Annotated in this window: 15 protein-coding genes and 1 pseudogene; 13 read left to right on the forward strand and 3 right to left on the reverse strand. The window is 43.6% G+C overall.

What is annotated here, in order from left to right:
- The first annotated feature begins 376 nt into the window (after window positions 1-376).
- Genes QVC79_RS14170 through QVC79_RS14185 form a run of 4 tightly spaced genes read left to right on the forward strand, consistent with a single transcriptional unit; the run spans window position 377 to window position 7449 of the window.
- Window positions 377-3487, forward strand: coding sequence for a SusC/RagA family TonB-linked outer membrane protein (locus QVC79_RS14170; RefSeq protein ID WP_287642500.1), 3111 nt, complete (start codon window positions 377-379; stop codon window positions 3485-3487).
- Between the two features lie 12 nt (window positions 3488-3499).
- Window positions 3500-4975 (forward strand): RagB/SusD family nutrient uptake outer membrane protein, encoded by a 1476-nt coding sequence (locus tag QVC79_RS14175; protein WP_270592643.1) that lies wholly within the window; start codon window positions 3500-3502, stop codon window positions 4973-4975.
- An 11-nt stretch (window positions 4976-4986) separates the two neighbouring features.
- Window positions 4987-5820: a DUF4843 domain-containing protein gene (locus QVC79_RS14180; RefSeq protein WP_270592644.1), complete on the forward strand. Its 834-nt coding sequence runs from the start codon at window positions 4987-4989 to the stop codon at window positions 5818-5820.
- Window positions 5821-5838: 18 nt separating this feature from the next.
- The gene (locus QVC79_RS14185; protein WP_270592645.1) at window positions 5839-7449 is read left to right on the forward strand and encodes a PKD-like family lipoprotein; all 1611 of its coding nucleotides are present in this window, start codon (window positions 5839-5841) and stop codon (window positions 7447-7449) included.
- 175 nt (window positions 7450-7624) lie between these two features.
- Here the strand turns inward: QVC79_RS14185 and QVC79_RS14190 are convergent.
- Window positions 7625-8035, reverse strand: a pseudogene (locus tag QVC79_RS14190) (DUF1016 N-terminal domain-containing protein); the annotation flags it as partial.
- Window positions 8036-8405: 370 nt separating this feature from the next.
- Between QVC79_RS14190 and QVC79_RS14195 the strand changes: the two are divergent.
- The 5 genes from QVC79_RS14195 (at window position 8406) to QVC79_RS14215 (ending at window position 16543) form a co-directional block, all read left to right on the forward strand.
- Window positions 8406-8936, forward strand: a complete 531-nt coding sequence (locus tag QVC79_RS14195) for a sigma-70 family RNA polymerase sigma factor (protein ID WP_270592647.1) — start codon at window positions 8406-8408, stop codon at window positions 8934-8936.
- A gap of 68 nt (window positions 8937-9004) precedes the next feature.
- The gene (locus QVC79_RS14200; protein WP_270592649.1) at window positions 9005-10168 is read left to right on the forward strand and encodes a FecR family protein; all 1164 of its coding nucleotides are present in this window, start codon (window positions 9005-9007) and stop codon (window positions 10166-10168) included.
- Between the two features lie 40 nt (window positions 10169-10208).
- Complete coding sequence (locus tag QVC79_RS14205) at window positions 10209-13709, forward strand: SusC/RagA family TonB-linked outer membrane protein (protein WP_270592650.1); 3501 nt, start codon at window positions 10209-10211, stop codon at window positions 13707-13709.
- Between the two features lie 12 nt (window positions 13710-13721).
- On the forward strand, window positions 13722-15152 hold the full coding sequence (locus tag QVC79_RS14210; RefSeq protein WP_270592653.1) for a RagB/SusD family nutrient uptake outer membrane protein: 1431 nt from the start codon (window positions 13722-13724) through the stop codon (window positions 15150-15152).
- A gap of 8 nt (window positions 15153-15160) precedes the next feature.
- Complete coding sequence (locus QVC79_RS14215) at window positions 15161-16543, forward strand: TlpA family protein disulfide reductase (protein WP_270592654.1); 1383 nt, start codon at window positions 15161-15163, stop codon at window positions 16541-16543.
- A gap of 79 nt (window positions 16544-16622) precedes the next feature.
- Here QVC79_RS14215 and recR read toward each other — a convergent pair whose 3' ends face one another.
- Complete coding sequence (recR, locus tag QVC79_RS14220) at window positions 16623-17240, reverse strand: recombination mediator RecR (RefSeq protein ID WP_270592655.1); 618 nt, start codon at window positions 17238-17240, stop codon at window positions 16623-16625.
- 3 nt (window positions 17241-17243) lie between these two features.
- Window positions 17244-18962 (reverse strand): single-stranded-DNA-specific exonuclease RecJ, encoded by a 1719-nt coding sequence (gene recJ / locus QVC79_RS14225; protein ID WP_270592656.1) that lies wholly within the window; start codon window positions 18960-18962, stop codon window positions 17244-17246.
- A 320-nt stretch (window positions 18963-19282) separates the two neighbouring features.
- Between recJ and lysS the strand changes: the two genes are divergently transcribed.
- The 4 genes from lysS (at window position 19283) to QVC79_RS14245 (ending at window position 24371) form a co-directional block, all read left to right on the forward strand.
- Window positions 19283-21007, forward strand: coding sequence for a lysine--tRNA ligase (gene lysS, locus QVC79_RS14230; RefSeq protein WP_270592658.1), 1725 nt, complete (start codon window positions 19283-19285; stop codon window positions 21005-21007).
- A 94-nt stretch (window positions 21008-21101) separates the two neighbouring features.
- Window positions 21102-22106 carry an NAD(P)H-dependent glycerol-3-phosphate dehydrogenase gene (locus QVC79_RS14235; RefSeq protein ID WP_124317019.1) on the forward strand — a complete coding sequence of 335 codons (1005 nt, stop codon included), beginning with the start codon at window positions 21102-21104 and terminating at the stop codon, window positions 22104-22106.
- Between the two features lie 101 nt (window positions 22107-22207).
- A complete protein-coding gene (locus QVC79_RS14240) occupies window positions 22208-23164 on the forward strand; it encodes a nucleoside recognition domain-containing protein (protein ID WP_151412085.1) in 957 nt (318 codons plus the stop codon).
- Window positions 23165-23168: 4 nt separating this feature from the next.
- Window positions 23169-24371: a hypothetical protein gene (locus QVC79_RS14245; protein ID WP_270592659.1), complete on the forward strand. Its 1203-nt coding sequence runs from the start codon at window positions 23169-23171 to the stop codon at window positions 24369-24371.
- Window positions 24372-24451 lie beyond the last annotated feature (80 nt).

The raw sequence follows: 24451 nt of genomic DNA on the forward strand, positions 1-24451 counted from the left end.
TTGATAATTCTTTTGATTTTTAGTATTAAAGGGGTGGTATAAAGGTATCATCATTTACTTGTAACGAGGTCGGCGTGACGAACATTCGTGTTGTGAGCCGGGAATGTTCAGATCTTTGTATTTCTTCATCAGTTTTTATAAAATCTTTGTTTTGAATGACAAGGAGGTAATTTGTTATGCCATAATTGTCATGACACGATAGAGTGGAGTGGTTGTTGTTTTAGTTAAAAGAAAAGAATAAAATGGAATAATGGACATGAAACACGGTGCGCAAAGCGACTGAAAAATGAAAGAGGGGCGTATTCTATGCCTGAGAAACGTTGAATATCACCCCCTTGTGTAAATCAATTTTATAAATTAATTAACAATCAAAGTTATGAAAAAAACTTATGACAGGAAAGTTTTTAAGCGAAAGTTACTGTCGGATCGAAGAACGGTAATCGTGACAATCCGGTTATTTATGATTTTATTGTTGGGCTTCCCGCTATTGACGAGGGCCGGGACGGTGGATTCCACTCGTGTGGCAAACCGGGAGGTGAGGGGAAAGGTGGTGGACGAGAAGAAACAGCCTATACCGGGAGTCTCGGTACGTTTGGGAGGAACGTCGATGGGAACGGCCACGGACGTGGACGGGAAGTTCAAGTTATTGATCCCGGCTGACACGGCCACGCTGGTAGTTTCCTTTATCGGGATGAAGACCGAGATCGTGAAGATTCCCCGGCTGAAAACGGGCGTGGAACAGAAGGAGTTGACGATCGTGTTGCGGGAAGAGGACGTGAAACTGGAAGACGTGGTGGTGACGGGTATCTTCACGCGTAAGAAGGAAAGTTTCACGGGATCGGCATCCACTTACTCGGCTGCCGAGTTGAAAACGATGGGTACGCAGAACGTGCTGCAAAGTTTGAAGACGCTGGACCCGGCTTTCGCCATTATCGAGGATAACCAGTTCGGGTCGGACCCGAACCGTTTGCCGAACATGGAAATCCGGGGAAAGTCGAGTATGTTAGGTTTACGGGACGAGCTAGATGCCGACCCGAACCAGCCGTTGTTTATCCTTGATGGGTTTGAGTCAACGTTGGCAGCGATTAATGATTTGGATATAAACCGGGTGGCCTCGATCACGATCTTGAAAGACGCGGCGTCGACGGCCATTTACGGTTCGAAGGCGGCTAACGGGGTGATCGTGGTGGAAACGGTGAAACCGGAAGCGGGGAAGTTACAGGTGAGCTACAACGGGAACATGAATATTTCGATGCCCGATTTGTCGAGTTATAACTTGATGAATTCAAGGGAAAAGTTGGAATTCGAATTATTAGCGGGTAGATATGATCCGGCCTCTTGGTCAACGGCTAGCGAGGTGAAATTGAACGAGCTATATAACGAGAAGTTGAAGGTGATCGAGAGCGGTGTGGACACGTACTGGCTGGCAGAACCTTTACGGGTAGGGGTGAATCAAAAACATTCACTCTACGTGCAGGGTGGTGAAGGGAATTTCTTGTTTGGATTGGGAGCGGGGTATAATGGAATTTCCGGGGTGATGGAGAAGTCCGACAGGAGCGTGCTGAGTGGTAATATAGATTTGATTTACCGGATGTCGAAATTCCAGTTTTCAAATAAATTCTCGTTGACTTCGACTGATTACAAGAACCCGATCGTGGTTTTCTACGAGTATGCACAGGCAAACCCGTACTACAAGAAGTATAATGATGACGGTACGGTGGACAAGTGGTTGGAAAATAACGACTATTTCAAGGCTTCGAACCCGCTGTGGAACGCAAAACAAAATAGCCGGGACGAGGGAAAGAATCTTGCCTTGAGTAATTATTTTATGGCGGAATATTTCCCCACGACGGAGTGGCGGGTACGTGCCCGGTTGGGATTGACTTACGGGAATGATGACACGGAGAAGTTCTATTCCCGGAATGATACCCGCTATGAAGACGTGGAGACCATCAAGAAAGGGGAATATCGTTCAACAAATACTCGAAAAAATCAGGTGGAGGCGGAATTGAGTGTGACGTACGCGAAAGTGTTGGGAAAACATAGGATTAATCTGGTTGCCGGGGGAAATCTTTCCAGCGATAAATCATTGACTCAGGGATATTCGGCTTTGGGATTTCCGGAAGGTGATTTTTCTTACCCCTCTTTTTCGAACGGTTACCCGGAAAATGGTACGCCGACATACTACGAGACAGTGTCCCGCTCGGTGAATGGTTATTTCAACACGGGGTATTCTTTTGATGATCGCTACTTGATGGACTTTAGTTTGCGGACGAGCGGTTCATCGGTTTTCGGAACCTCCCGGAAGTATAACACGACGTGGTCGGTCGGGTTGGGCTGGAACTTGCACAAGGAGAAGTTCATCATGGATCACGTGGCATGGATTAACCTGTTGAAATTACGGGCTTCAATAGGAAACCCGGGAAACCAGAGTTTTGACTCGGCGCAATCCTTGCTGACATATTCTTTCCAGTACGGTTCGATGAACTATTTCGGGTTGGGAGCCGTGTTATCACAAATCGGTAATCCCGATCTGGAATGGCAGATCACGGTGGATAAGAATATCGGTTTGGACGTGACGTTGTTTAATAAACGCTTTTCGTTGACGGCAGATTACTATTACAAGGTGACCGACCCGTTGTTGATCAAGGTAAGTACACCGCTTTCTTCCGGAACATCCACTTACATGACGAATGCGGGAGAACAGGTGTCGCAGGGGTTGACGGCATCGGTGTCCTATTTTATTTTCCAAGATTTCGAGAAACGCTTCTCGTGGATGGTACGGGCGAACGTGCGGACGCAGAAAACCCGGATTGACAAGATCGGGAACAAGCTTTCCTCTCTGAATGCCAGTGGAAAGGGAGAAAACACGGTGAGGTATTATGACGGGGCCGACCCGGATGATATTTGGGCGGTAAGGTCCGCGGGGATTGATCCCTCGAACGGGAAGGAGTTGTTTTATGCCAAGGACGGGAGTTACACGTACGATTTCTCGTATGATGACGAGGTGATTTGCGGGAATACCCGCCCGGACGTGGAGGGCGTGATTGGTTCATCGCTCAATTGGAAGGGATTTTCCGTGAGCTTGAATTTCCGTTACCAGATGGGGGCTGACGTGTTCAACGAGGCTCTTTACAACAAGGTGGAAAATATTTCAAGGAGTGACTTGAACAAGAATCAGGATAAGCGGGCGTTGTACGAGCGTTGGCAAGAAGTGGGGGATATCGTGCATTTCAAGGATATTGCCAGTGCGGCAAGTACCCCGATGTCTTCCCGTTTCGTGCAGACGGAGAACGTGTTGACCTTGGAGTCTCTCTATCTGGGGTACGAGTTTTACAACGGGTGGATCGAGAAACTCGGCTTGAGTAGCCTGAAACTACAATTCTCCATGCGTGACGTGTTCCGGGCATCGACCATCCGGTCGGAGAGAGGTATATCTTATCCTTTTGCCCGGAGTATGGAGGCAGGACTTTCGTTTAATTTTTAAAGATGAATGGTTATGAAATTATGGAATATCATTTGGATCGGGGTTGTACTCGTGTGTGGTGTAGGGTGTTCGAGTTTTCTGGACGTGCAGCCGAAAGACAAGCAATCGGAGAAACAATTATTCGCCACGAGAGGCGGTTTTTATACCGCGGTGAACGGGATATATAACAAGATGGCATCCCCGGCTCTTTACGGGAAGAATCTTTCCTACGAGCTGGTGGACGTGATCTCGAAACGTTACCAGCCTCTTCCGGTGAACACGTACTTGACAGCGTTGAGTACCTTTGCTTACACGGACGAGAACGTGAAAAAAACGTTGGAAAGTACATGGACCACGGCTTACAACACGATTTTGAATTGTAACGTGGTGTTGGAGAATATTGACGAGAGTGAGGGTGTGTTACAGGAACAGGAGTATCGGGTGTTGAAAGGGGAGATGTTGGCGGTACGTGCTTTCCTGCATTTTGATATGTTGCGGTTATTTGGTCCAATCTATAAATTGCATCCGGAGGCGGAGGCTATTCCTTATAATGAATCGTCGAAAGTGGTTGCTTTACCGTTGATGACGGCAGATTCCGTGCTGCATGAAAAGATTTTGCGGGATTTGGATGAGGCAGAGGAGTTACTGGCGGATAGTGACCCGGTAATAGAGAATGGACCGATGGCTTCTCTTGAAAAAGACGAGGAGGTGTATCTACGTTATCGCCAGTTACGAATGAATTATTATGCCGTGTTGGCGTTGAAGGCTAGAGTGTACTTGTATGCGGGGGAACAAGCGAACGCATTGGTTGCGGCTCGGAAACTGTTGGCGGACTCGAAAGTGAATGAACATTTCCCGGCGGTGGACCCGAATAAGTTGTTGGCAAACCAAAGTAATCCCGACCGGGTGTTCTCCACTGAAGTGTTGACCGGGATTTACAAAAAAGACCGGGTGGACATTTATACAAATTATTTCAGTGCCGAGCAAGCGGGGAATAATTACTTGCACCCTAGAAAAGATTTCGTGGGGACGAGTCTTTTCGCAGGAGAGACACAGGATTACCGTTTCCAAACGTGGTGGCAAGTTGCTTCCGGCGTGGGGGAGAGCGGGCATTCTTTGATCAAATACAAGGGGATAGATAAGCCTAGCGGAACAAAGGAATCGGAATATTTCTATGCAGTCTTCATGTCGTTGATTCGGTTGAGCGAGGTGTATTATATTGCGGCAGAATGTGAACCCGTGTTGTCAGACCGGTATGGATGGCTGAACCAGATGCGTACCCGGAGAGGATTGCCCGAATTGACGGTTGTTTCGGAGGATGATTTCATGAAACGCTTGCGTTCGGAGTATTTGCGGGAGTTTATCGGTGAGGGACAGATATTCTTCATGTACAAACGGCTGTATATTAATATTAACAGTGACGAGAATGGGTATGATACCAATACGTATGGAGCTAAGGAAGAACGTTACGTGTTACCCTTGCCTTCCGGAGAAGTTGATAATCGTTAAATTGTAAGATTATGAAATGGAAAATTATATTGTTTGTTTCAAGCTTGACGCTTGTTTTCTGTGCTTGTGAAAAGCAAGATATTTCGGTCTTTACTACGGATGATAGCGGAATTTATTTTCAACGGGTGACCAGTTATATTTATAATAGTACCACGGAATATTACGGGGATTCGGTGGCTTATTCATTCGCCTCTGCCAAGGCCTCGGTGAAGAGTGTGGTGCTTTCCGCGACAATTCGGACGATGGGGAAGGTGGTTGATTACGATCGTCCTTTTAAGGTTGTAGTGGATCAAGAGGGTACGACAGCTATCGAGGGGAAACATTACGAGGTGAATTTGGATACGGTAGTTGTACCCGCGGGAAAAAGTACGGCTTACGTGCGTGTCCGTTTCTTTCGCACGGATGATATGATGGAGAAAGCGGTGCGTTTGGCAATTCGTCTGGAGGATAACGAGTATTTTAAATGCTATTTTCCGGAGTACAAAAATACGAATGCTTATTCGGCCACGGGAGAAATGATTCACGGGGATGAGTTTGCCTTTTCGTTGAGCGAAATGTACACAGAGCCGAGCTATTGGTCTATGTTTGGGGGAAGTTTCTTTGGGACTTGGACACCGAAAAAATTCATCGTTGTAAATTCTGTTTGTGGGGTGAGTTCTACAGATTGGAATAGTGCCGGGTATGCCGGAGCGAAGATTACGTATGGGCGATTCAATTTCTTTGCTACTGCGGTACAGAAATATTTACAGGAACAGGCCGATGCCGGAACTCCGGAGTTGGATTCGGACGGAAGTTATATGCAACTTGCTCCTTCTTACTCGGTTGACTATTCCCGGTATGAATAATATTAAAAACATAAGGTTATGAGAATAAATCCTATTATACTGTTTTTGTTTGTTTTTTCCTTTTGTGGTTGTTTTGATGATAAAGGGAATTACAACTATCACGAGGTGGCGGAAATAACCATCGAGAACATTCCCGAAGTGGTGGAGGTGTTGGGAAATTCCGATCATATCGTTGTGAATCCGAAGGTTATTTCTTCGCTGGAGGGGGAGATTGGCGGGGATAATACTAATTTTAAGTTTAATTACAAGATCGAGAAGAAGTTAGGTGGCGTATTGGTATCCGGGCAACATTGGGTCGATCTGAATCCTTCGGGATCATTGGATTTGGACACGTTGGCAGCTTTTGCGGCAGACACGTATATTGCATGGTTCTCCGTGACGGACAAGCGTTCTGGTGTTCAGACGTCTAAGACATTTGATATTAAAGTGTCTTCTCCGACGTATGAGGGATGGATGGTGCTTTGTGATGAAGGAGAGAATGAGCGTGTTCGGATGGATATGATTTCGGTGATTTCGGCAGAACGGGTGATTCCGGCTTATGATTTGTTGACTTCACTAGGATTACCGGAGTTGAAACATGCGAAGGGGATTGGATTTTATCCCAATCGATTTGCAAGCCCTGCGGATTTGATTTACGTGATGTCTGCAGAAGGAACGTATAAACTAGATCGGGAAACGTTCAAAACGGATGAGTCTTTGGAAATTGGTAATATTGATTTTATTCTGCCATTGGTAAATGAACATGTTGTGTGTTACACGTCAGTAAATAACGCTAGTACGGCAGGTGCTTTGGCTAGCCTTTGCGTGACGGATGCCGGGAATGCTTATGCACAGGTGAGGGATTACGCTGGTCCCGCTTTTGAATACCCGATTAACACGTCGGAACGGGGAAAGGCTCCGGAATATAAGGTGGCTCCTTACGTGGGGGTAAGTATGGCTCGTCCGGGGAATGGAGAGACGGCTTTATTGTATGACACGGATAACAAACGTTTCGTAGGCTGGAAGTACGGTTATGTTGCTGATGCCATGCAAGCTTTGACCCCGGTTGCAGACCCGGAGAACGGTTTGTTTAGTTTCAAGACGGGGATGGAATTGGTGTACATGGAAAGTACCCGGTATTCCGGTGGTTTGGTATATTCTATTTTGCAGGATGCCAGTGGAAAACGTTGTATTTACGGGATCAATATGTCGAATAACGGTTTCGTGCAGGAAGCGAAATACGAGAATTTGAATGCTCCCGATTTTGACAAGGCGACGATCTTTGCATTCCATTCTCAATTCCCTTATATGTTCTATGCCGTGGGGAATAAGGTGTATTTGCATAATTTAGGAACAAACACGACTTACCCGATGAATACTATTGCTTTAGGGGAAAACGAGACGGTTACGATGTTGAAATTTAACCTGTATAGGCAATGTTCGTTGAAGGATTTGAATAACCAGTCTGACGAGTTTATGGCCCGGCAGTATGAGTTGATGGTGGGTTCATACAATACTGCATCACCGGATAACAATGGCGGGAAGCTAGGGTTCTACCCGGTGGATGGGGTGAATAATAGTGTGACGAAAAGGGCGGAATACAGTGGTTTTGCAAAGATAAAGGATGTCGTGTATCGTGAGCGGCGATAACGTGATAGAGAAAAGGTGTTAAAGGTCTTGTTTTAAATGACTACCCCCTCCAACTCCCCCTTGCACAGGGGGAGGGATGATTACCAAGCGGTTTCCCCTCCTGTGTAAGGAGGGGTTAGGGGAGGTAGTTGTTTAAAACATGATTTCTTTTTGATAAACTCTCTTTTCTAATGCGGAGGGCTTCTTTGTTTTGAGATAGTCCGCTACGTTCATAATACAAGGATGTTATTTGTCGTTCCAGTTCTTTATATGACCAGCACCCTCGAATGGTTTCCATTTCATAAAATGCTCTTTTTATTGGGTTGTCAATAGTTGCGATGAGTATTAAGTTGGAATATGTGAGTTTGTTGAAGAGTTTATCTGCGGGAATTATCCATTTTGGGTTATTCGTTAATTCGGCGGATGACAACTGCCGAATAGGTTCTATGAATTCAGTACTTAGTGAATTTTGGATTTGTGATGTAATATATTGTGTAATTGGTTGTTTTAGTTGAGGATAAATAAGATACAGTCGCCTAAATTCACGAAATCTACGTTCGTTCAGTCCTTTGAGTTTCAGGCGTTTTTCTAGCTTTTTCAATAGTTTTTACTCTTTGTTACGCGTGAGATCGGTCTACGGCTTGAGGGTAGGAAGAGGTCTCCGCAAGAATGGGGGGAAATAAGGGCATACAGATTTCAGATAAGCGTGTCCCCGGCGGTGTAAAGACGTTCAAGGAGAGCGATTATCGAACGAGGACGAAACGTCTATGATCTGTGAGTGTGGCCTTATTTCCCCCTGATCTGTTTTGTAACCGGGAATGTGATGTAAATAAAATGTGGTGGAAGAGTGATTTATTTTTTGTGGAAAGAAGGTTTGTTGAATAAGATTATGATTAAAATAAAAATATTTATCTTTGAACGGACATATGAGGAAAAAGGATCGATGCCAAAAGTATGGATCAAATTGAAAGATAATAGTGGATAAAGAAAAGAGGGACACGTTTGAGTTTTTGTATAAAACTCACTATAAAGAGTTGTATGTTCATGCTTTAAGCTTTGTCCGGGATGAAGAAGAAGCGAAAGACATCGTAACGGATGTTTATGAATACGTGTGGAAGAATTTTGAAAAATTGGATTCTTCGGTTTCTCTGCGTCCCTTTTTATATTCTCTGGTTCGTTCCCGTTCTCTTGATTTTTTGAGGAAGGAGAAAACAAAAGAGAAGTTTTTGGCCTATAAAAAGACCTTTCCCGAAGAGGAGGAGGAATACGTGGAGTATGAACAACTCATCGAAAAAGTGATGCATATTATTGAAAATATGCCTAAACAGACTGCTGTCGTGTTCAAAAAATGTTTCATCGAGCGGAAAAAATACAAGGAGGCGGGGGATGAACTGGGAATTTCGATTAACACGGTTCGGTGGCATATAACGAAGGCTATCAGTATATTAAGAGAGAAAACATCAGATCTCGAATTGATGTTGTTATATGCGTTTTTCTTAAAAAAATAAAAAATATTGTTTTTTGACCCACATCATTTGCCATGCTTTACGTGTAATAGTAAAATGAACGTGAAGTTATGAAATTCGAGAAAGAAGAAGATCGCTTAAATTTTGTCATCGAGTTACTGAATCATCCTGAATTGTTGTGGGAAGTTCGGGTGCAGGAATGGTTGGCAGAATCCCGTAACAAGGAGTTGTACGAGGAGTGTCGGAGGTACTTGGAAGGGGGGCTTCGACTAGCCGTGGGTGATCAGTTGGATGTTGAAGGGGAATATTGGAATTTTACTCGAAAGATGAAATCCGGAGGTCGGTCTCGACGAATGACTTGGTTGTCTGTGGCTGCGGCTGTGGTTATACTTATTTCCGCTAGCTGGTGGTTACTGGAAAATTCGTTGTCGTCGAAAAAGCAAGAGGTGATTCCGGTGGCAGAACACATTGCGCCCGGAAGGAATCAGGCGGTGTTGATCACGGAATCCGGAGAGGAACTTGTGTTGGGGGCATCCGGGAGTGAAAGTCGAGAATTGGGTGAAGGTGTCAGCGTGGAGTATGATAGTTTGAGGGGGATTAATTACAAATTAACCGAGAGGGCAGTGGTCAGTTATCACACGCTTCGGGTACCTAAAGGGGCAGAGTACAAATTGACCTTGAACGATGGAACGATTGTATGGCTAAATTCTGAATCGGAATTGCGTTATCCGACTTCTTTCGCGGGTGAAAGCCGGGAGGTATTCTTGAAAGGAGAAGGTTATTTCTCCGTGGCACACGATGAGCAACATCCTTTTATTGTTGTTTCTTCCGATATATATACAAAAGTATACGGGACGGAATTTAATGTACGTTCCTACGAAGAGGAGGATGTTCACGTGACATTGGTACAGGGCCGGGTTTCGGTGAAGAAAACGGAGGACGGTTCGGAGTATACTTTAAACCCGGGAGAAAATGCCCGCTTTGTCGAGAGCGTGCCGGAGATCACGAAGGTAAACGTGAATCGGTATATAGCTTGGAAAGACGGGTATTTCTATTATGAAAATGAATCGCTGGAATCTATTATGGATGATTTGAAACGTTGGTATGGTTTTGATGTAGTATATGTAGGAAACAAGGCCAGGGACTATCGATTTGAATTGTGGGCGAGCCGGGACAGCGAAATCTCTGTGATCACTGATTTGTTGATGAAGACGAATCGGGTTGGAATAAAGGTGAATGGAAAGACATTGGTCGTTTCCGAAGTAATAAGATAAACAAGTAATCATTTTAATTTATAACCAAAAACTATCATTTATGGCGATACTTTTGAGTAAGAAGCGTTCCATTGACAGGAACGTTAGTAGAAGAATTGTGAAAATGTTTTTGATACAATTCGTGTTTTGCTTGTGTTTTTTCACAAGTATTGCATCCGGTGTGACACAAAATCGGGTGGTGAACCTGGACTTTGAAAACGTGGAATTGTCGAAAGCGTTGAAAAGTTTGAGTGAAGCGGCTAATTGTAAGTTTGTCTTCAATTATGATGACTTGAACAGCTATAAGGTGTCTGCAAAGTTGGAAAATAAGAGTGTGGAGGAATGTTTGGATATTTTGTTAAAGGGCATGCCTTTCAAATATAGCCAAGAGGGGGAGTTAATTGTTATTTCTTATAAGAGTAATGATGAGAAGAAGGTTTATACGGTTCGAGGAGTGGTGAAAGATGAGACGGGGATGCCTCTACCCGGTGTAGCGGTGATTCAGAAAGGTACGACGTTTGGGGCTGCAACCGATGTGGATGGGAGATTCGAGTTCAAATTAACGGAAAAGAATGTTACCTTGGTGTTTTCGTTTGTTGGAATGAAGACGAAGGAACTGTTGTATGATGGTTCGGATAAATTATTGGACGTGACAATGGAGGAAGAGGTTGAGATGTTGGGTGAAGTGGTGGCTACCGGTTACCAGACGATTTCTCGTGAACGTTCAACGGGTTCCGTGACAATTTTGAAAGCGGAAGATTTAGGTAAAGTACAAAGTACGAGTTTGGTTTCCAAGATTGAAGGTTTGACTCCCGGTTTGTCTACTTATGGAGATGAATTGGAGATTCGGGGGGCTTCATCTTTTGCCGTGAGTTCAACCCCATTGCTGGTGGTGGATGGAATCGTGATGAATCAATCTTTGAGTTCCATCAACCCGGATGATGTGGAAACGATAACCGTGTTGAAGGATGCTGCAGCCACTTCATTATACGGGGTACGTGCTTCTAACGGAGTGATCGTGATCACGACGAAAAAAGGAAAAGGGGATAAAGTGAGTATTGATTTGTCGGCTAGCTTTTATATAAAGCCAATTCCTAAAATGAGTTATATGGATTATGCTTCCACGAGTGATATTATTGATTTCGAACAAGACTTTTTGTTTAATTATACGGAATACGGAACTGATCCTAGTGCTTATTTTACTAATAAGGATGCCTCTAATGCTCCCAAAGCATATACTCGTATCGAGCGTTATTATCGGGAAATGCTTGACGGCAATATGACAGAAGCCGAGGTAAATCAGGCGATAAATGCAATGAGGGGTAATGACTATCGTCGGGAAGCACAAAAAATATTGACTCACACAGCTTTGAGCCAAAACTATAATTTGTCGTTATTAAAAGGAGGGGAAAAGTCTAATTTGTATTTTTCACTTCGTTATGAAGATAACGGACAATATTTAAGATCAAATTCGGCTAATCAATATAGTATTTATCTGAAAAACGAGTTGAAATTAGCGGATTGGTTTACATTGACGTACGGATCTAATGTTTACCTTACTAAGACAGAAGTATCTCAATCAGGCGTATCTTGGTTTGATGCGATGCCGTACGAGCGCGTGGTGTCTGATGAGGGGGATGCGGTTTATCAATACAAGGAAAATTATTATCGTGCCATGGATATTAATGAAACAGAGGGGTTGGAGTTTATGGGATATAATTTGAAAGAGGAGATGTATAAAAACATGCTAACCACGAAGAGTGTGTATGTGCGTTTGTTTACGAATGCTGATTTCAAGTTGTATAAAGGATTGGATTTAGGAGTAAAATTCCAGTATGAACGTACTAAGTCAGATGCTAAGCAATATGATGAGGCGGATTCTTATATTATGCGGGACATGGTGAATCGTTACGCATCTAAGTCTAACAATAACTTTATTTATAATATTCCTCAAGGAGGACATATGGCTGAAAAGCATTCCGATTCGGAGTTCTTTAATTTCCGGGCGCAGTTGAATTACCAAACGACAATTGCCGACAAGCATGATTTGACGGTTCTTGCCGGAGCTGAAATTCGTCAAGATGAATGGGGTGAATCTCAAAGTGAACGTTACGGTTATGATGATAGAAAGTTGACTTATAAGCAAGTGAACTGGGAAACATTGATGACGAATGGTGTACAAGGACAGTTGACAGATGCTCTTCAGAAAAAGTCTGAATTGTTGAATGTGACGAATACGAAACACCGTTATGTTTCAGCTTATGCCAATGCGGGGTATACTTACGATTCTAAATATAGTCTGAATGCAAGTATCCGAGTGGATCAGGCAGACCTTTTCGGTACGGACCCGAAATATCGCTATCGTCCTTTATGGTCCGTGGGTGCAAGTTGGTTGATGACTAGGGAATCATTCTTGAATGATATCGCTTGGCTGGATATGTTGAAATTGCGTGCAACTTATGGAATCACGGGTAACGTGGATCAGTCTTCTTCTCCTTACTTGCTGGGAACTTATGCAAACTCGCTGTACACGCAGGCTAGTATAACTTTGATCACGCAAGCTCCTAATAAGATGTTACGTTGGGAAAAAACATCCACGTTTAATGTGGGTATGGATTTTGCGTTAATCGGAAGATTGAGCGGATCATTGGAGTTCTATCGTCGCTACAGCTCGGATTTGTTGGCTAATAAGACGTTGGACCCATCATTAGGTTTCGAGACGGCCAGAGTAAATAATGGAGCCATGAGAAATACCGGTTTGGAAATTTCCGTGTCATACGATTGGTTAAAGAAGAAGGATTGGACTTTGAACACGACGTTGACTGCGGCGAATAATAAGAATGTGATTAAAAAAGTGGGTTACGTGCCTTCTAATGCCATTGATATGTTGCAGTATCCGGGAAGTAATTATTTAAAGGGAGATTCCTATAATTCGGTGTACGCTTATCGCTATGCAGGTTTGACAAAGACTGGAGATCCTTCTGTATACGACCAGAATGGAGAGGTAAAATCGAACGAGCCTGTACGTGATATCGCAGTCTTGGTAAACGCCGGACAATTAACTCCGAAATGGAACGGAGCTTTGACGATCAATTTAAGATGGAAGAGCTTGGAATTCTTTACGAAGTTTGTGTATTACACGGGACATTCTTTGAGAAATGATGTAACGCCTCTTTATTCAACTTACGTAGATATTACGGGCAGAATGCATAAAGATATGGCGAACCGATGGACTGAGACAAATAAAAACACGGATATTCCGGCAATGGGAGCCTTCGGAGCAAATCAGGATCGTAATTATCTTTGGAAATATGCTGATGTACACGTGTTGAGTGCTTCTTTTATCAAATGTCGTAATATCGGAATTACCTATTCTTTACCCAAAGATTTGATTAAGAAGGTGAATTTGCAAAATGTTAGTCTTCGGGCTCAAGTGGATAATCCTTTCTATTGGGCAAGTAACGGGGAAGGCATTGATCCGGAATCATTCAATGCAAATGCGGGAACTCGTACGGAGTTGTTGATGCCGACCTATAGTCTTGGTTTGAATATTAACTTTTAATTGAGTGGACGTATGAAAAAATATATAGTTGTTATATGGTTATCTTTGGTGATGGGACTTGTGTCCTGTGATAACTATTTGGATGTGGTACCTAAGGGAGAAGCGGTATTGAATTCGACAGATGATTATTTGGGATTGATTGAAGCGGCTAATCCGAAATTTTCCATGACTTCTTTCTGGTATATGGCAAATGAAGTTACCTATTATAAAAAGGCAGAGTTGGAATCTTACTTGTATCCGATGTATTCTATCGGGTTCTTTTGGGATGAGAGTGTTGATCGTTATAATTATATGGTAGATGGTGATATTGCAGAGTTATATTCTGATTGTTATTCCAGAATTGCGTCGTACAATGTTGTAGTAGAACATATGAATGATGCAGAGGGATCGGATACGGATAAAAAGTTGGGAATTGCTCAGGCTAAAATAATGCGGGCGTATAATTACTTTTTCTTGGTGAACACTTTTGCAAAGCCTTATAAGAAAGAGACTGCGGCAACCGATATGGGTATTATTATCCATAAAAAGTTTGATTTGGAGTCTGAAAGTAAGCAATATACGGTTAAGGAAGTTTATGAATTTATAGAACAGGATATAGAGGAGGCTTTAGCTGATCTGCCGGAACAGGCTTTGAATTCATATCGTCCGACAAAGGGGTTCGGATATGCTTTACAAGCTAAGGTGCGTCTGTATAAAGGAGAGATCGACCTAGCCTTGGAGTCCGGGTTGAATGCTTTAAAGTCAAGTTATCATAAACTTTGGGATATGAATGAGATGTATAATGAGGCGCTTGCAACATATCCTTTCCTTCCAACAATGCCAAGTACGTGGATGACCGCTGCAAAACTTGAGGATTCGAATCCGGAACATTTATTATATCAGTTTGGACATACTAATACAGATCCGTATCCGCAGTATGCTCGGAAAGAAATGCTCGATTTGTATGACAAGAATAATGATTTACGTTATATCACTTGTTGGGGATATTATATGCCTCCACGTCCTACGGCAGAAACTGGGGCAATTATGTTTGGTAGTACGAATGTGAAGTGGAACCCGGGAGGTATGCGTTTGTCAGAAGTTTACCTGATGATAGCCGAATGCTATGCAAGAAAGGATGATAAAGATAACGCAATGAAATATCTGAATGATTTGTATCGGAATCGGGTGTTTCCTGGAACGGCAGAGTTAACCGCTGCTGATGCCGATGAGGCATTTAAACTAGTTCGTGAGGAGAGAAAGAGAGAATTAGTTTTGACTTATAACGGATTCTTTGATATGAGACGTTTCTGTACAGAATTTAATGAAACGTTGACAAAGACTTATGTGAATGAGGCCGGAGAAACTAAAACGTATTCTTTGCGTCCGGATTCACCTCTGTTAGTGTGGCCTTTCCCACAGCAAGCGATGGAAACGAGTAATTTGGTTCAAAATACGAAATGATGTCCCATATGAATAAAATATGTTGTGTATTTTTGATATTAACGGTTCTGGCTTTTGCCGGAACTGGATGTCAGGATAAGACGGAATCGTCTACGAAGGCGAGAGTGGAGTTTAAGAATACGATTGAAGGAAACTTCTTTTTTATTCCGGAAGGGTCTACGGCCGGATATACGAAAATGGAACCGGATTCTTTGGGAAATTATGCTTATGAGGTGGATTTGAATGTACCGAGTTATTTCCGTTATGTAGGGGTGAACAAGAAATTTTATTTGGTTTATTTGACTCCGGGAGCACGGGTGGAGATACAAGAAGGTGCGGATGGTGTTGTGTTTGCGGGAGACCATGTTGCCGAGAATACGTTTTTGTCTGAAAATGTATATTTAGGTTCTGTACCTGAGGATGTTCCGCTTTACTCGGCAGAGTGGGTGAGACTGAACACGGAGGAGGTGAATCGCTTGATTGGAAATTTGGAAACTTCCGGTTTGGATCAGGACTTTATTCGGCTGCAAAAATTGAAGTATCGTTGTGATTTTTACTTGCAAAGATTGAATGGACCTGCGAATACTGCGATGTTTGCTCCTCAGTTGAAGATTGAACTGGCAGATAATTTTTATGATTTCATGAAAGAGGTGAACTTTTCGGATTCGTCTCTCGTGCAGATACCGAAATGGTTTAACATGATGCTGGGGACATTCGAACAGATGGAAAAGAAGGGATGGATTGAGGTTTCTCCGGAAAGATACATGGAAATTTACGCGCAGAAGATCGGGGATGAGAAGGTTCGTTCTATGTTCTTGGTGGAATTGTTGAATCTTACATTACAGAAAGGATATTCTGATGATTTCCCGGTTTATCTGGAAGGGGTTCGTCAATATATAACCCATCCGGAGGCGTTGGCGGCATTGCCGGCTTTGGAGATTCGTTACCAAGAGTCTAAAGAAACCCATAAAACTATCGCAAGAGGGCAGATGGCTCCGGAGTTTAAGGCGGTTGACGTGAAGGGAAAAGAATATACTTCGGCTGATTTCAAGGGAAAGGTGCAGGTACTGGATTTTTGGTTCACGGGATGTGTTCCTTGTCGTGCGGAAATGCCTTATATGGAAAAATTGGCTGATGATATGAAAGGGGAGAATATCGTATTTATTTCGATGTCAGTGGATACAGGTGATGAGTTGATAGCTTTGTGGAGAAAGATGGTTAAAGATAAGAAGGGTGCCGAGTTGCAGTTGAACGTGCCGGGAGGTTTTAAATCGGATTTGGTAAAGAAATACCTGATTCATGGAGTACCTCGCATCGTGATCGTGGACGAAGAGGGGAAAATTGTGGATGCGAATGCCAAACGTCCCTCGGATCCTAAATTGCGGATGCAGTTGGAACAATTGGTGAAATAATTATCATGTAGTTCAAAGTGTAATTAAAAAAAGAATCCGTCCGGAACTCCGGACGGATTCTTTTTAATATGTAGGAACATCATCCATTTAGACTAAATTTTACCCGGTTTACGAGGGAGCGTCCCAGTGTGAGTTCGTCGGTGTATTCGAGGTCATTACCTATGGCGATACCTTTGGCAAGGGTGCTGACCGTGATTTCATCCCGGCGGGGGAGTTTTTTGAAGATGTAGTAACCCGTGGTGTCACCTTCTATGGTGGCTCGCAAGGCGAAAATAACCTCCTTTACGGAAGGATTGTCCACTCGCTCCAGTAGAGAGTTAATGTGAAGGTCGGAAGGACCTATGCCGTCCATGGGCGAGATAATCCCCCCTAAAACGTGGTAAAGCCCGTGGTATTGGCCCGTAGCTTCAAGGGACATGACATCCTTGATGTTTTCCACGACACATATCGTTTGGGTATCCCGTTTCGGGTCGGAACAAATCTCACAAGTGTCACTGTCAGAAATGTTGTGGCAGTATTGGCACTCTTTGATAGATTCTTTCAAGGCGGTAATGCTGTCCGTAAATTGCTTTACCTCTTCGGGGCTTTGGCGTAGCATGTGTAGCACGTAACGTAAAGCTGTTTTGCGTCCGATTCCCGGAAGGGAAGCAAATTGTTCTACTGCTTTTTCCAATAGTTTGGAAGATAAAGATTGCATATTTTATTCCTCTTTGAATTTTAAATCTCGAATCATCATTTGAATGTCGCTTTTCCCCATGAATTCGTTTTCTTGAAGGGTGTAGCAAATATCGAAATATTCACCTTTACTGATGCGGGGAAATGCCTCTCCCATCCCGAAAGCTATGCCACTCCGGTCGTTGCAGACCCTTGTGTCATCCACGACCACCAGTTTCAGATGTTCGTTGTTGCGTCCGACTTGTTTTGAACCGATGAAATTCGTCACGTTTTCAGTCATGAACACGGGAATCGAGTTGTTGGGACCAAACGGGGCGAACTTCTGAATCATGGCGTAAAGATCCGGGGTGATGTCATTTAATTTGATTTGAGCATCAATATTGATCTGGGGTGTCAACATCTCTTCCGTGATTGTTTCACTCACGATTTTCTGGAATTTAGCCTTGAAAGGTTCAATGTTTTCAAGCCTTAATGTCAGTCCTGCCGCGTATTTGTGTCCCCCGTAATTTTCCAAGAATTCGCTACATTGTGAAATGGCGTAATACAGGTCAAATCCTTCCACGGAGCGAGCAGATCCGGTAGCCAAACCGTTGGATTCTGTCAGGATCACGGTCGGGCGGTAATAATATTCCGTCAGACGAGAAGCCACGATCCCGATGACACCTTTGTGCCAGTTCGGGTTGTAAAGTACGGTTGCTTTTTGGGATTGATCGTAGTGGGACTGGTTGATGTACTCAAGGGCTTCTTCGGTGATGTCGTGATCCAGTTTCTTGCGTTGGTCGTTAAAGTTGTTAATGCTTGCAGCGACTTCCGTGGCTCTGGTCTCATCATCGGCTATCAGGAGTTCTACTGATTTGTTTCCCGATTCAACTCGCCCTGCCGCATTGATTTTGGGGCCTATGCGAAAAACAATGTCATTTATTGTCAGGTCTTTACCTATTCCGGAAAAACTTAATATCGTTTTTAATCCTAGGCTGGGTTTTCTATTTAATTGCAATAAACCGAAATGGGCGAGGATACGATTCTCTCCCGTGATCGGAACAATGTCACTGGCAATACTGACGCAAACCAAATCCAACAATTTGTACAGGTCTGCCATCGGCAAGTTGTGTTTCATGCTATATGCCTGTGCCAGTTTGAAACTGACCCCGCAACCGCTTAACCACCGGTAGGGGTAGTGACAATCTTTCCGTTGCGGGTCGAGGACGGCAACGGCATCCGGAAGTTCGTCGCCCGGGGTGTGATGGTCACAGATGATGACATCCACGCCTTTGGATTTCGCATAACGGACTTTCTCCACGGCTTTCACGCCACAGTCAGTCACGATCATGAGTGAAATCCCGTTGCGAGCCGCATAATCGATAGCCAAGATGGAAACTCCGTAGCCTTCCGTGTATCTGTCCGGGATGTAATATTCAGGATACTCGCATTTATTTTTTAGGTATTTATAGAGTAAAGCAACCGCCGTGGTACCGTCTACGTCGTAATCGCCGTAAATCATGACTTTTTCCTCGGTGCTGATTGCTTTTTCCAACCGGAGAACGGCTTTATCCATATCCTTCATCAAAAACGGGTCATGGAGCATGTTGAGGGTTGGATTGAAGAAAGCATGGGCCTCTTCTGCAGTGTCCACACCGCGTTGCAAAAGCAAGTTCGCGATAACATGACTGCAGTTAAGTTCTTTGGATAGTTTGTCAATTTTTTCCCACTCGGGTGGGGTGTTGATGACCCATCTTTTTTTCATTATCTCTTTCTCCTATTCTGCTACAAAGAAGCAGAAATTCCTTGGGATTTCAAAAGAATACGGATTATATTTTTTAACAGGTTTGTTCTAAATAAGGTTATGCGATTGTGTTTCAGTTGTATAAAAATAAGATTGAATTTAGGGTGATAAAATTTTAACAAAAAGCAGGGGAAATGTAAATAACGAGGGAGAGCTCCCCTTTTACTTTCTTCTTTGCACTTTATTTATTATCTTTGCACATTAATTTTTGAATAAAATTTAGAGCGGGCGTATACCCGGTGATAAAATAGATTTTATATAACCTTTTAAAGCATATAAAAATGAGTCTTGCAGAATTAAGCGAACAGGAAATTATTCGCCGGAACTCTTTAAACGAGTTGAAAAATTTGGGAATAGATGCCTATCCGGCACCGGAATTTAAAGTAACTCACCTTTCTAAAGAGATTCTGGATAAATTTGAAAAATCACCGGAGGAATTGCAAGAGGTTGTAATTGCCGGGCGAATGATGAGCAGGCGGATTATGGGTAAGGCTTCATTTTTTGAATTACAGGATGCCGAAGGTAGGATTCAGGTCTACGTGAGTCGGGATGATGTGAGTCGGGATGAAGCTTGCACGATGTATAATACCGTTTTCAAAAAGTTGATGGATATTGGCGACATCGTGGGCGTGAAAGGATTCGTGTTCCGCACGAATATGGGGGAGATTTCGGTTCATGCGAAAGAACTGGTGATGTTGTCCAAGTCCTTGCGTCCGCTACCGGTTGTGAAAGAAAAGGATGGTAAAGTGTTTGATGCTTTTACCGATCCGGAATTAAGATACCGTCAACGTTACTTGGATTTAATCGTGAACCCGCAGGTGAAGGATGTGTTTATCAAGCGTACGAAAATGATCAACGCCATCCGTCAGTTCTATACGGAAATGGGATGCTTGGAGGTGGAGACTCCTGTGCTGCAGGCTATACCGGGAGGAGCTTCGGCCCGTCCGTTTATCACGCATCATAATGCATTGGATATTCCGTTCTATTTGCGTATTGCGAACGAGCTGTATCTGAAACGTTTGATCGTGGGAGGCTTTAATGGAGTATTCGAGTTTTCCCGTAATTTCCGTAACGAGGGAATGGACCGGACGCATAACCCGGAATTTACTTGTATGGAGGTGTACGTGCCGTACAAGGATTATTTGTGGATGATGGATAGCACGGAGAGAATGATTGAGGCGGCGGCAATGGCCGTGAACGGGACAACTAAAGCTCCTTTCGGGGAGAACGAGGTGGATTTCAAACGTCCGTTCAAACGAGTGAGAATGTCAGAGGCGATTCAAGAATATACCGGATTTGACATCACGGGTAAGAGCGAGGATGAGATTCGGGCATTCTGTTTGTCTATCGGCTTGAACGTGGATGAGACGATGGGTAAGGGTAAGTTGATTGACGAAATTTTCGGAGAGAAATGTGAAAGTCATTATATACAGCCGACCTTTATTTATGATTACCCGGTGGAGATGTCTCCGCTGACTAAGATGCATCGTTCAGATCCCGGATTGACGGAACGTTTCGAGTTGTTCGTGAATGGTAAGGAGGTTGCTAACGCTTACTCTGAGCTGAATGACCCGATCGATCAGTTGAATCGTTTCAAAGATCAGTTGGCACTTCAGGAAAGAGGGGATGATGAGGCCATGTTTATTGATTACGACTTCGTGCGTGCCTTGGAGTACGGTATGCCCCCAACCTCGGGAATGGGTATAGGGATAGACAGGCTTTGTATGTTCCTGACCAATAGTCCGTCTATACAGGATGTGTTGTTGTTCCCGCAGATGAAACCGGAGAAAGTGGCTACCGTGGATGCTGACGAGAAATTTATCGAGCTGGGAATCCCGGCTGATTGGGTTGCCGTGGTTCGTAAAGCCGGTTACCAGACCGTGGAAACCTTGAAGGCGGTAGAGAACCCGAACAAGTTGCATCAGGAATTGAGCGGTTTAAATAAAAAAATGAAATTAGGCTTGAAGACTTTATCCCCGGATGAGGTAAAAAGCTGGTTTAACTAAAATAAACGTTGCTGGTTACAGGTTGGCAGGTTACAAGTTCGTGTAGGACAAAACCTGTAACCTGTAACTTGTAAACTTGTAACTTATTGGTATCATGGAAATAGTTGAAAAACCAAGGATTGGAGTAGTTGGTGGGGGTAGTTGGGCTACCGCTATCGCTAAAATGCTGACAGAAAATAACGGGCATATTAATTGGTTCATGAGAAACATTGAATCGATAAAGGCCTTTAAAGTATTAAAACACAATCCGCGGTATTTGTGTGGTGTCGATTTTGATATAGACAAAATCTCGTTCTCGGATGATCTGGATTGGGTGATCATGAATTCCGATGTGATCGTGTTCGCCATCCCGAGTGCTTTCCTACAAAACGTGGTAACTCCAAGGTTGCAAGTGTCGTTGAAAGATAAGATTATCGTTTCGGCCATTAAGGGGATGATTCCGGATGAGAATCTACTTATCGGGGAGTTCTTCCACCAGAAATACGAGGTACCTCTAGGACAGATTGTAATTATCTCCGGTCCCTGTCATGCGGAGGAAATAGCTTTGGAACGTTTGTCTTATCTGACATTCTCCAGTGAGAACCTGCGGGTAGCACGGACTGTGGCTCAATTATTCGAGTGTTTCTACGTGAAAACCACGATTTCCGATGATATATACGGGGCCGAGTATGCTGCGGTGCTGAAAAATGTTTTTGCTATTGCGTCGGGAATCTGTCACGGATTGCGATATGGCGATAATTTTCAGGCAGTGTTGGTTGCTAATGCCATCCAAGAAATGGAGCGCTTTGTGAATGCCGTGCATCCGATTCAACGGGATATTAAATTTTCCGCGTACTTGGGAGACTTGTTGGTAACAGCCTATTCTCAGTTCAGCCGGAACCGGACATTCGGTACGATGATCGGGAAAGGATATTCTGTGAAGTCCGCGCAAATGGAGATGCTGATGATTGCCGAAGGGTACTTTGGCGTGAAAGGAATTCATGAAATCAATCAACAGTATAAAGTCCACATGCCCATCACGGAGGCTGTTTATAACATTCTCTACGAGCGAATCAGTCCGACAATGGAAATCAGATTGTTAACCGATGAGTTGAGATAGTTTAGAGTTTAAAGTTTAGAATTTAGAGTTTAATGTTGATTATTGGGGAATTGAGGTTTTAGCATTTTCAATTTTCAATTTTCAATTTTCAATTAAAAAGTATGTCAAATTACAGTGCGAGGGTTTTGGGATGTGTGAAGAAGGCCTTACCCGTGGCGATAAAGACATCAATATGGTTTTTGAAAATCATGCTACCGGTATCTTTGTTCGTGACTTTGTTGTCATACTTTAATATACTGCCTTATATTTCTTCATTTGCATCCCCGTTGTTTACCTTGATCGGTTTGCCGGGAGATGCAGCCTTAGTCTTTGTTACCAGTATATTTACGAATATATATACCGTGATCGCCTTGCTTTCTACGCTTGATTTTTCCGTGCGGGAAAGTTTGATTATGGCAACGATGTGTTTGATTTCCCATAACTTTGTCGTGGAAACGATCGTGTTGCAGAAGACGGGTTCGTCTGCTGTGTGGATGGTGATCTTGCGAGTCTTGGGAAGTTTTGTTGCGGCCATCGGTTTAAATTGGTTGTTGCCGGAAATGAGTGGGAAGATGATGGCGGAAACGGCGGTTTCTCTCGGTTTTTGGGAAACGATGTTGCATTGGCTGGAAAGTAGTGTGATGCTGGGGCTGAAAATCGTACTGGTGATTTCGGGATTGATGATATTGCAACGGTTGTTGGAAGAGTTTGGTATTTTGAAGATATTATCCGCTATGTTATCGCCGTTAATGCGCTTGTTCGGGCTGAATCCGGATGTTGCTTTCCTGTGGTTGGTGGGGAACACGGTCGGATTGGCTTACGGTTCTGCGATCATGATGGATTATGCCAAGACGGGAAAACTGGGACATCAGGAGGCTGATTTGCTGAATCATCACTTGGCGATTTCTCATTCGCAACTGGAGGATCCGCTGTTGTTTGCCGTGATGGGATTACCTGCGGGGTGGTTGATATTTCCCCGTGTCGTGTTAGCCGTGATTGTTGTGTGGATTCGTCGGGGCATTTATTTATTGCAGGTGCGAGTACACCCACCGGTAAAAGTTGAAAATATTAGTTTATAAAAATATGAAATACACTATTGAAGAGGTTTTGAACGAAAAGCAAGCAAAAGAATTTTTGTTGCTACCTGTATCCCTTTATAAGAATGACGAGAATTGGGTACGGCCTTTAGATAATGACATCACGAAGGTTTTCGATCCGGCAAAGAATCCGTTTTTCAAGCATGGCGAGTGTACCCGCTGGTTATTGCGGGATGAGAACAGCCGATGTGTTGGTCGGGTGGCTTCTTTTATTGATAGAAGTTCCTGCCATTTGGATTCCTACTCGGTGGGGGGAATGGGTTTCTTCGAGTGTATTAATGATCAGGAAGCTGCTTTCATGCTGTTCGACCGTTGTCGTTCGTGGTTGGAGGAGCGAGGCATGGAGTCCATGGAAGGACCGGTGAATTTCGGAGAGCGTAACGAGTGGTGGGGATTGCTGGTCGATGGTTTCAAACCGCCTGTATTCCAAATGCCCTACACGCATAAGTATTATGTTCCGTTCTTCGAGAACTACGGGTTCCGTGACTATTTCAAACAATATATCTACCGGACTCGCTTGGTGGAGGAAAGTCTTTCCAAGGTAGTGGTCTGGAAGTCGGAACGGTTGTTGAAGAATGAAGATTACCGGATTATTTCCTATCGTGAAATGACTCCCCGGCAGGCGAAAGATTCTTTCCTGACCATTTATAATAAGGCGTGGAACTTGAACGTGCATGGTGTCGGGGGGATGGATAAGGAACAGGTGGAGGTGTTATTCAAGACCCTGAAACCCGTGCTTGATCCTGATTTATTGTATTTTGCTTACTATAAAGGGGAACCTATCGGTTTCTTTATCATGATTCCGGAATTGAACTATATCGTGAAACACGTGAATGGTAAGATTAGCGGGTTGGGTATTTTGAAATTCCTGTATTATCGTCATATCAAGCGGGGGCGTGTGGCCTTAGGATTAATTTTTGGTGTTGCATCCGAATTCCAAGGGCGTGGAGTGGAGGCTGCTATGATTTATGCTTTCTGTAAGAATATCATTTTGTCAAAGAAGACGTATGATTGGTTGGATATGAGTTGGGTCGGAGATTTTAACCCGCAGATGATGCACTTGATGGATTACATTGGTGCAAAACAATCCCAGACTTATATTACTTATCGTAAGTTGTTCCGGGATGATATTGAATTTTGCCGTTCTATCGATAAAAAAGTGAAAGCCCCAGAGAGTTCAGAGGGATAAAATAACGAGTTTCTCAATTTAAAATCTAAAATAAACACCTAACGGAATAGCAAATTTGAGTAAAGCGTAGCGAACAGACT

This window comes from Butyricimonas sp. (assembly GCF_019423355.1).
In the GTDB taxonomy this organism is placed as follows: domain Bacteria; phylum Bacteroidota; class Bacteroidia; order Bacteroidales; family Marinifilaceae; genus Butyricimonas; species Butyricimonas faecihominis.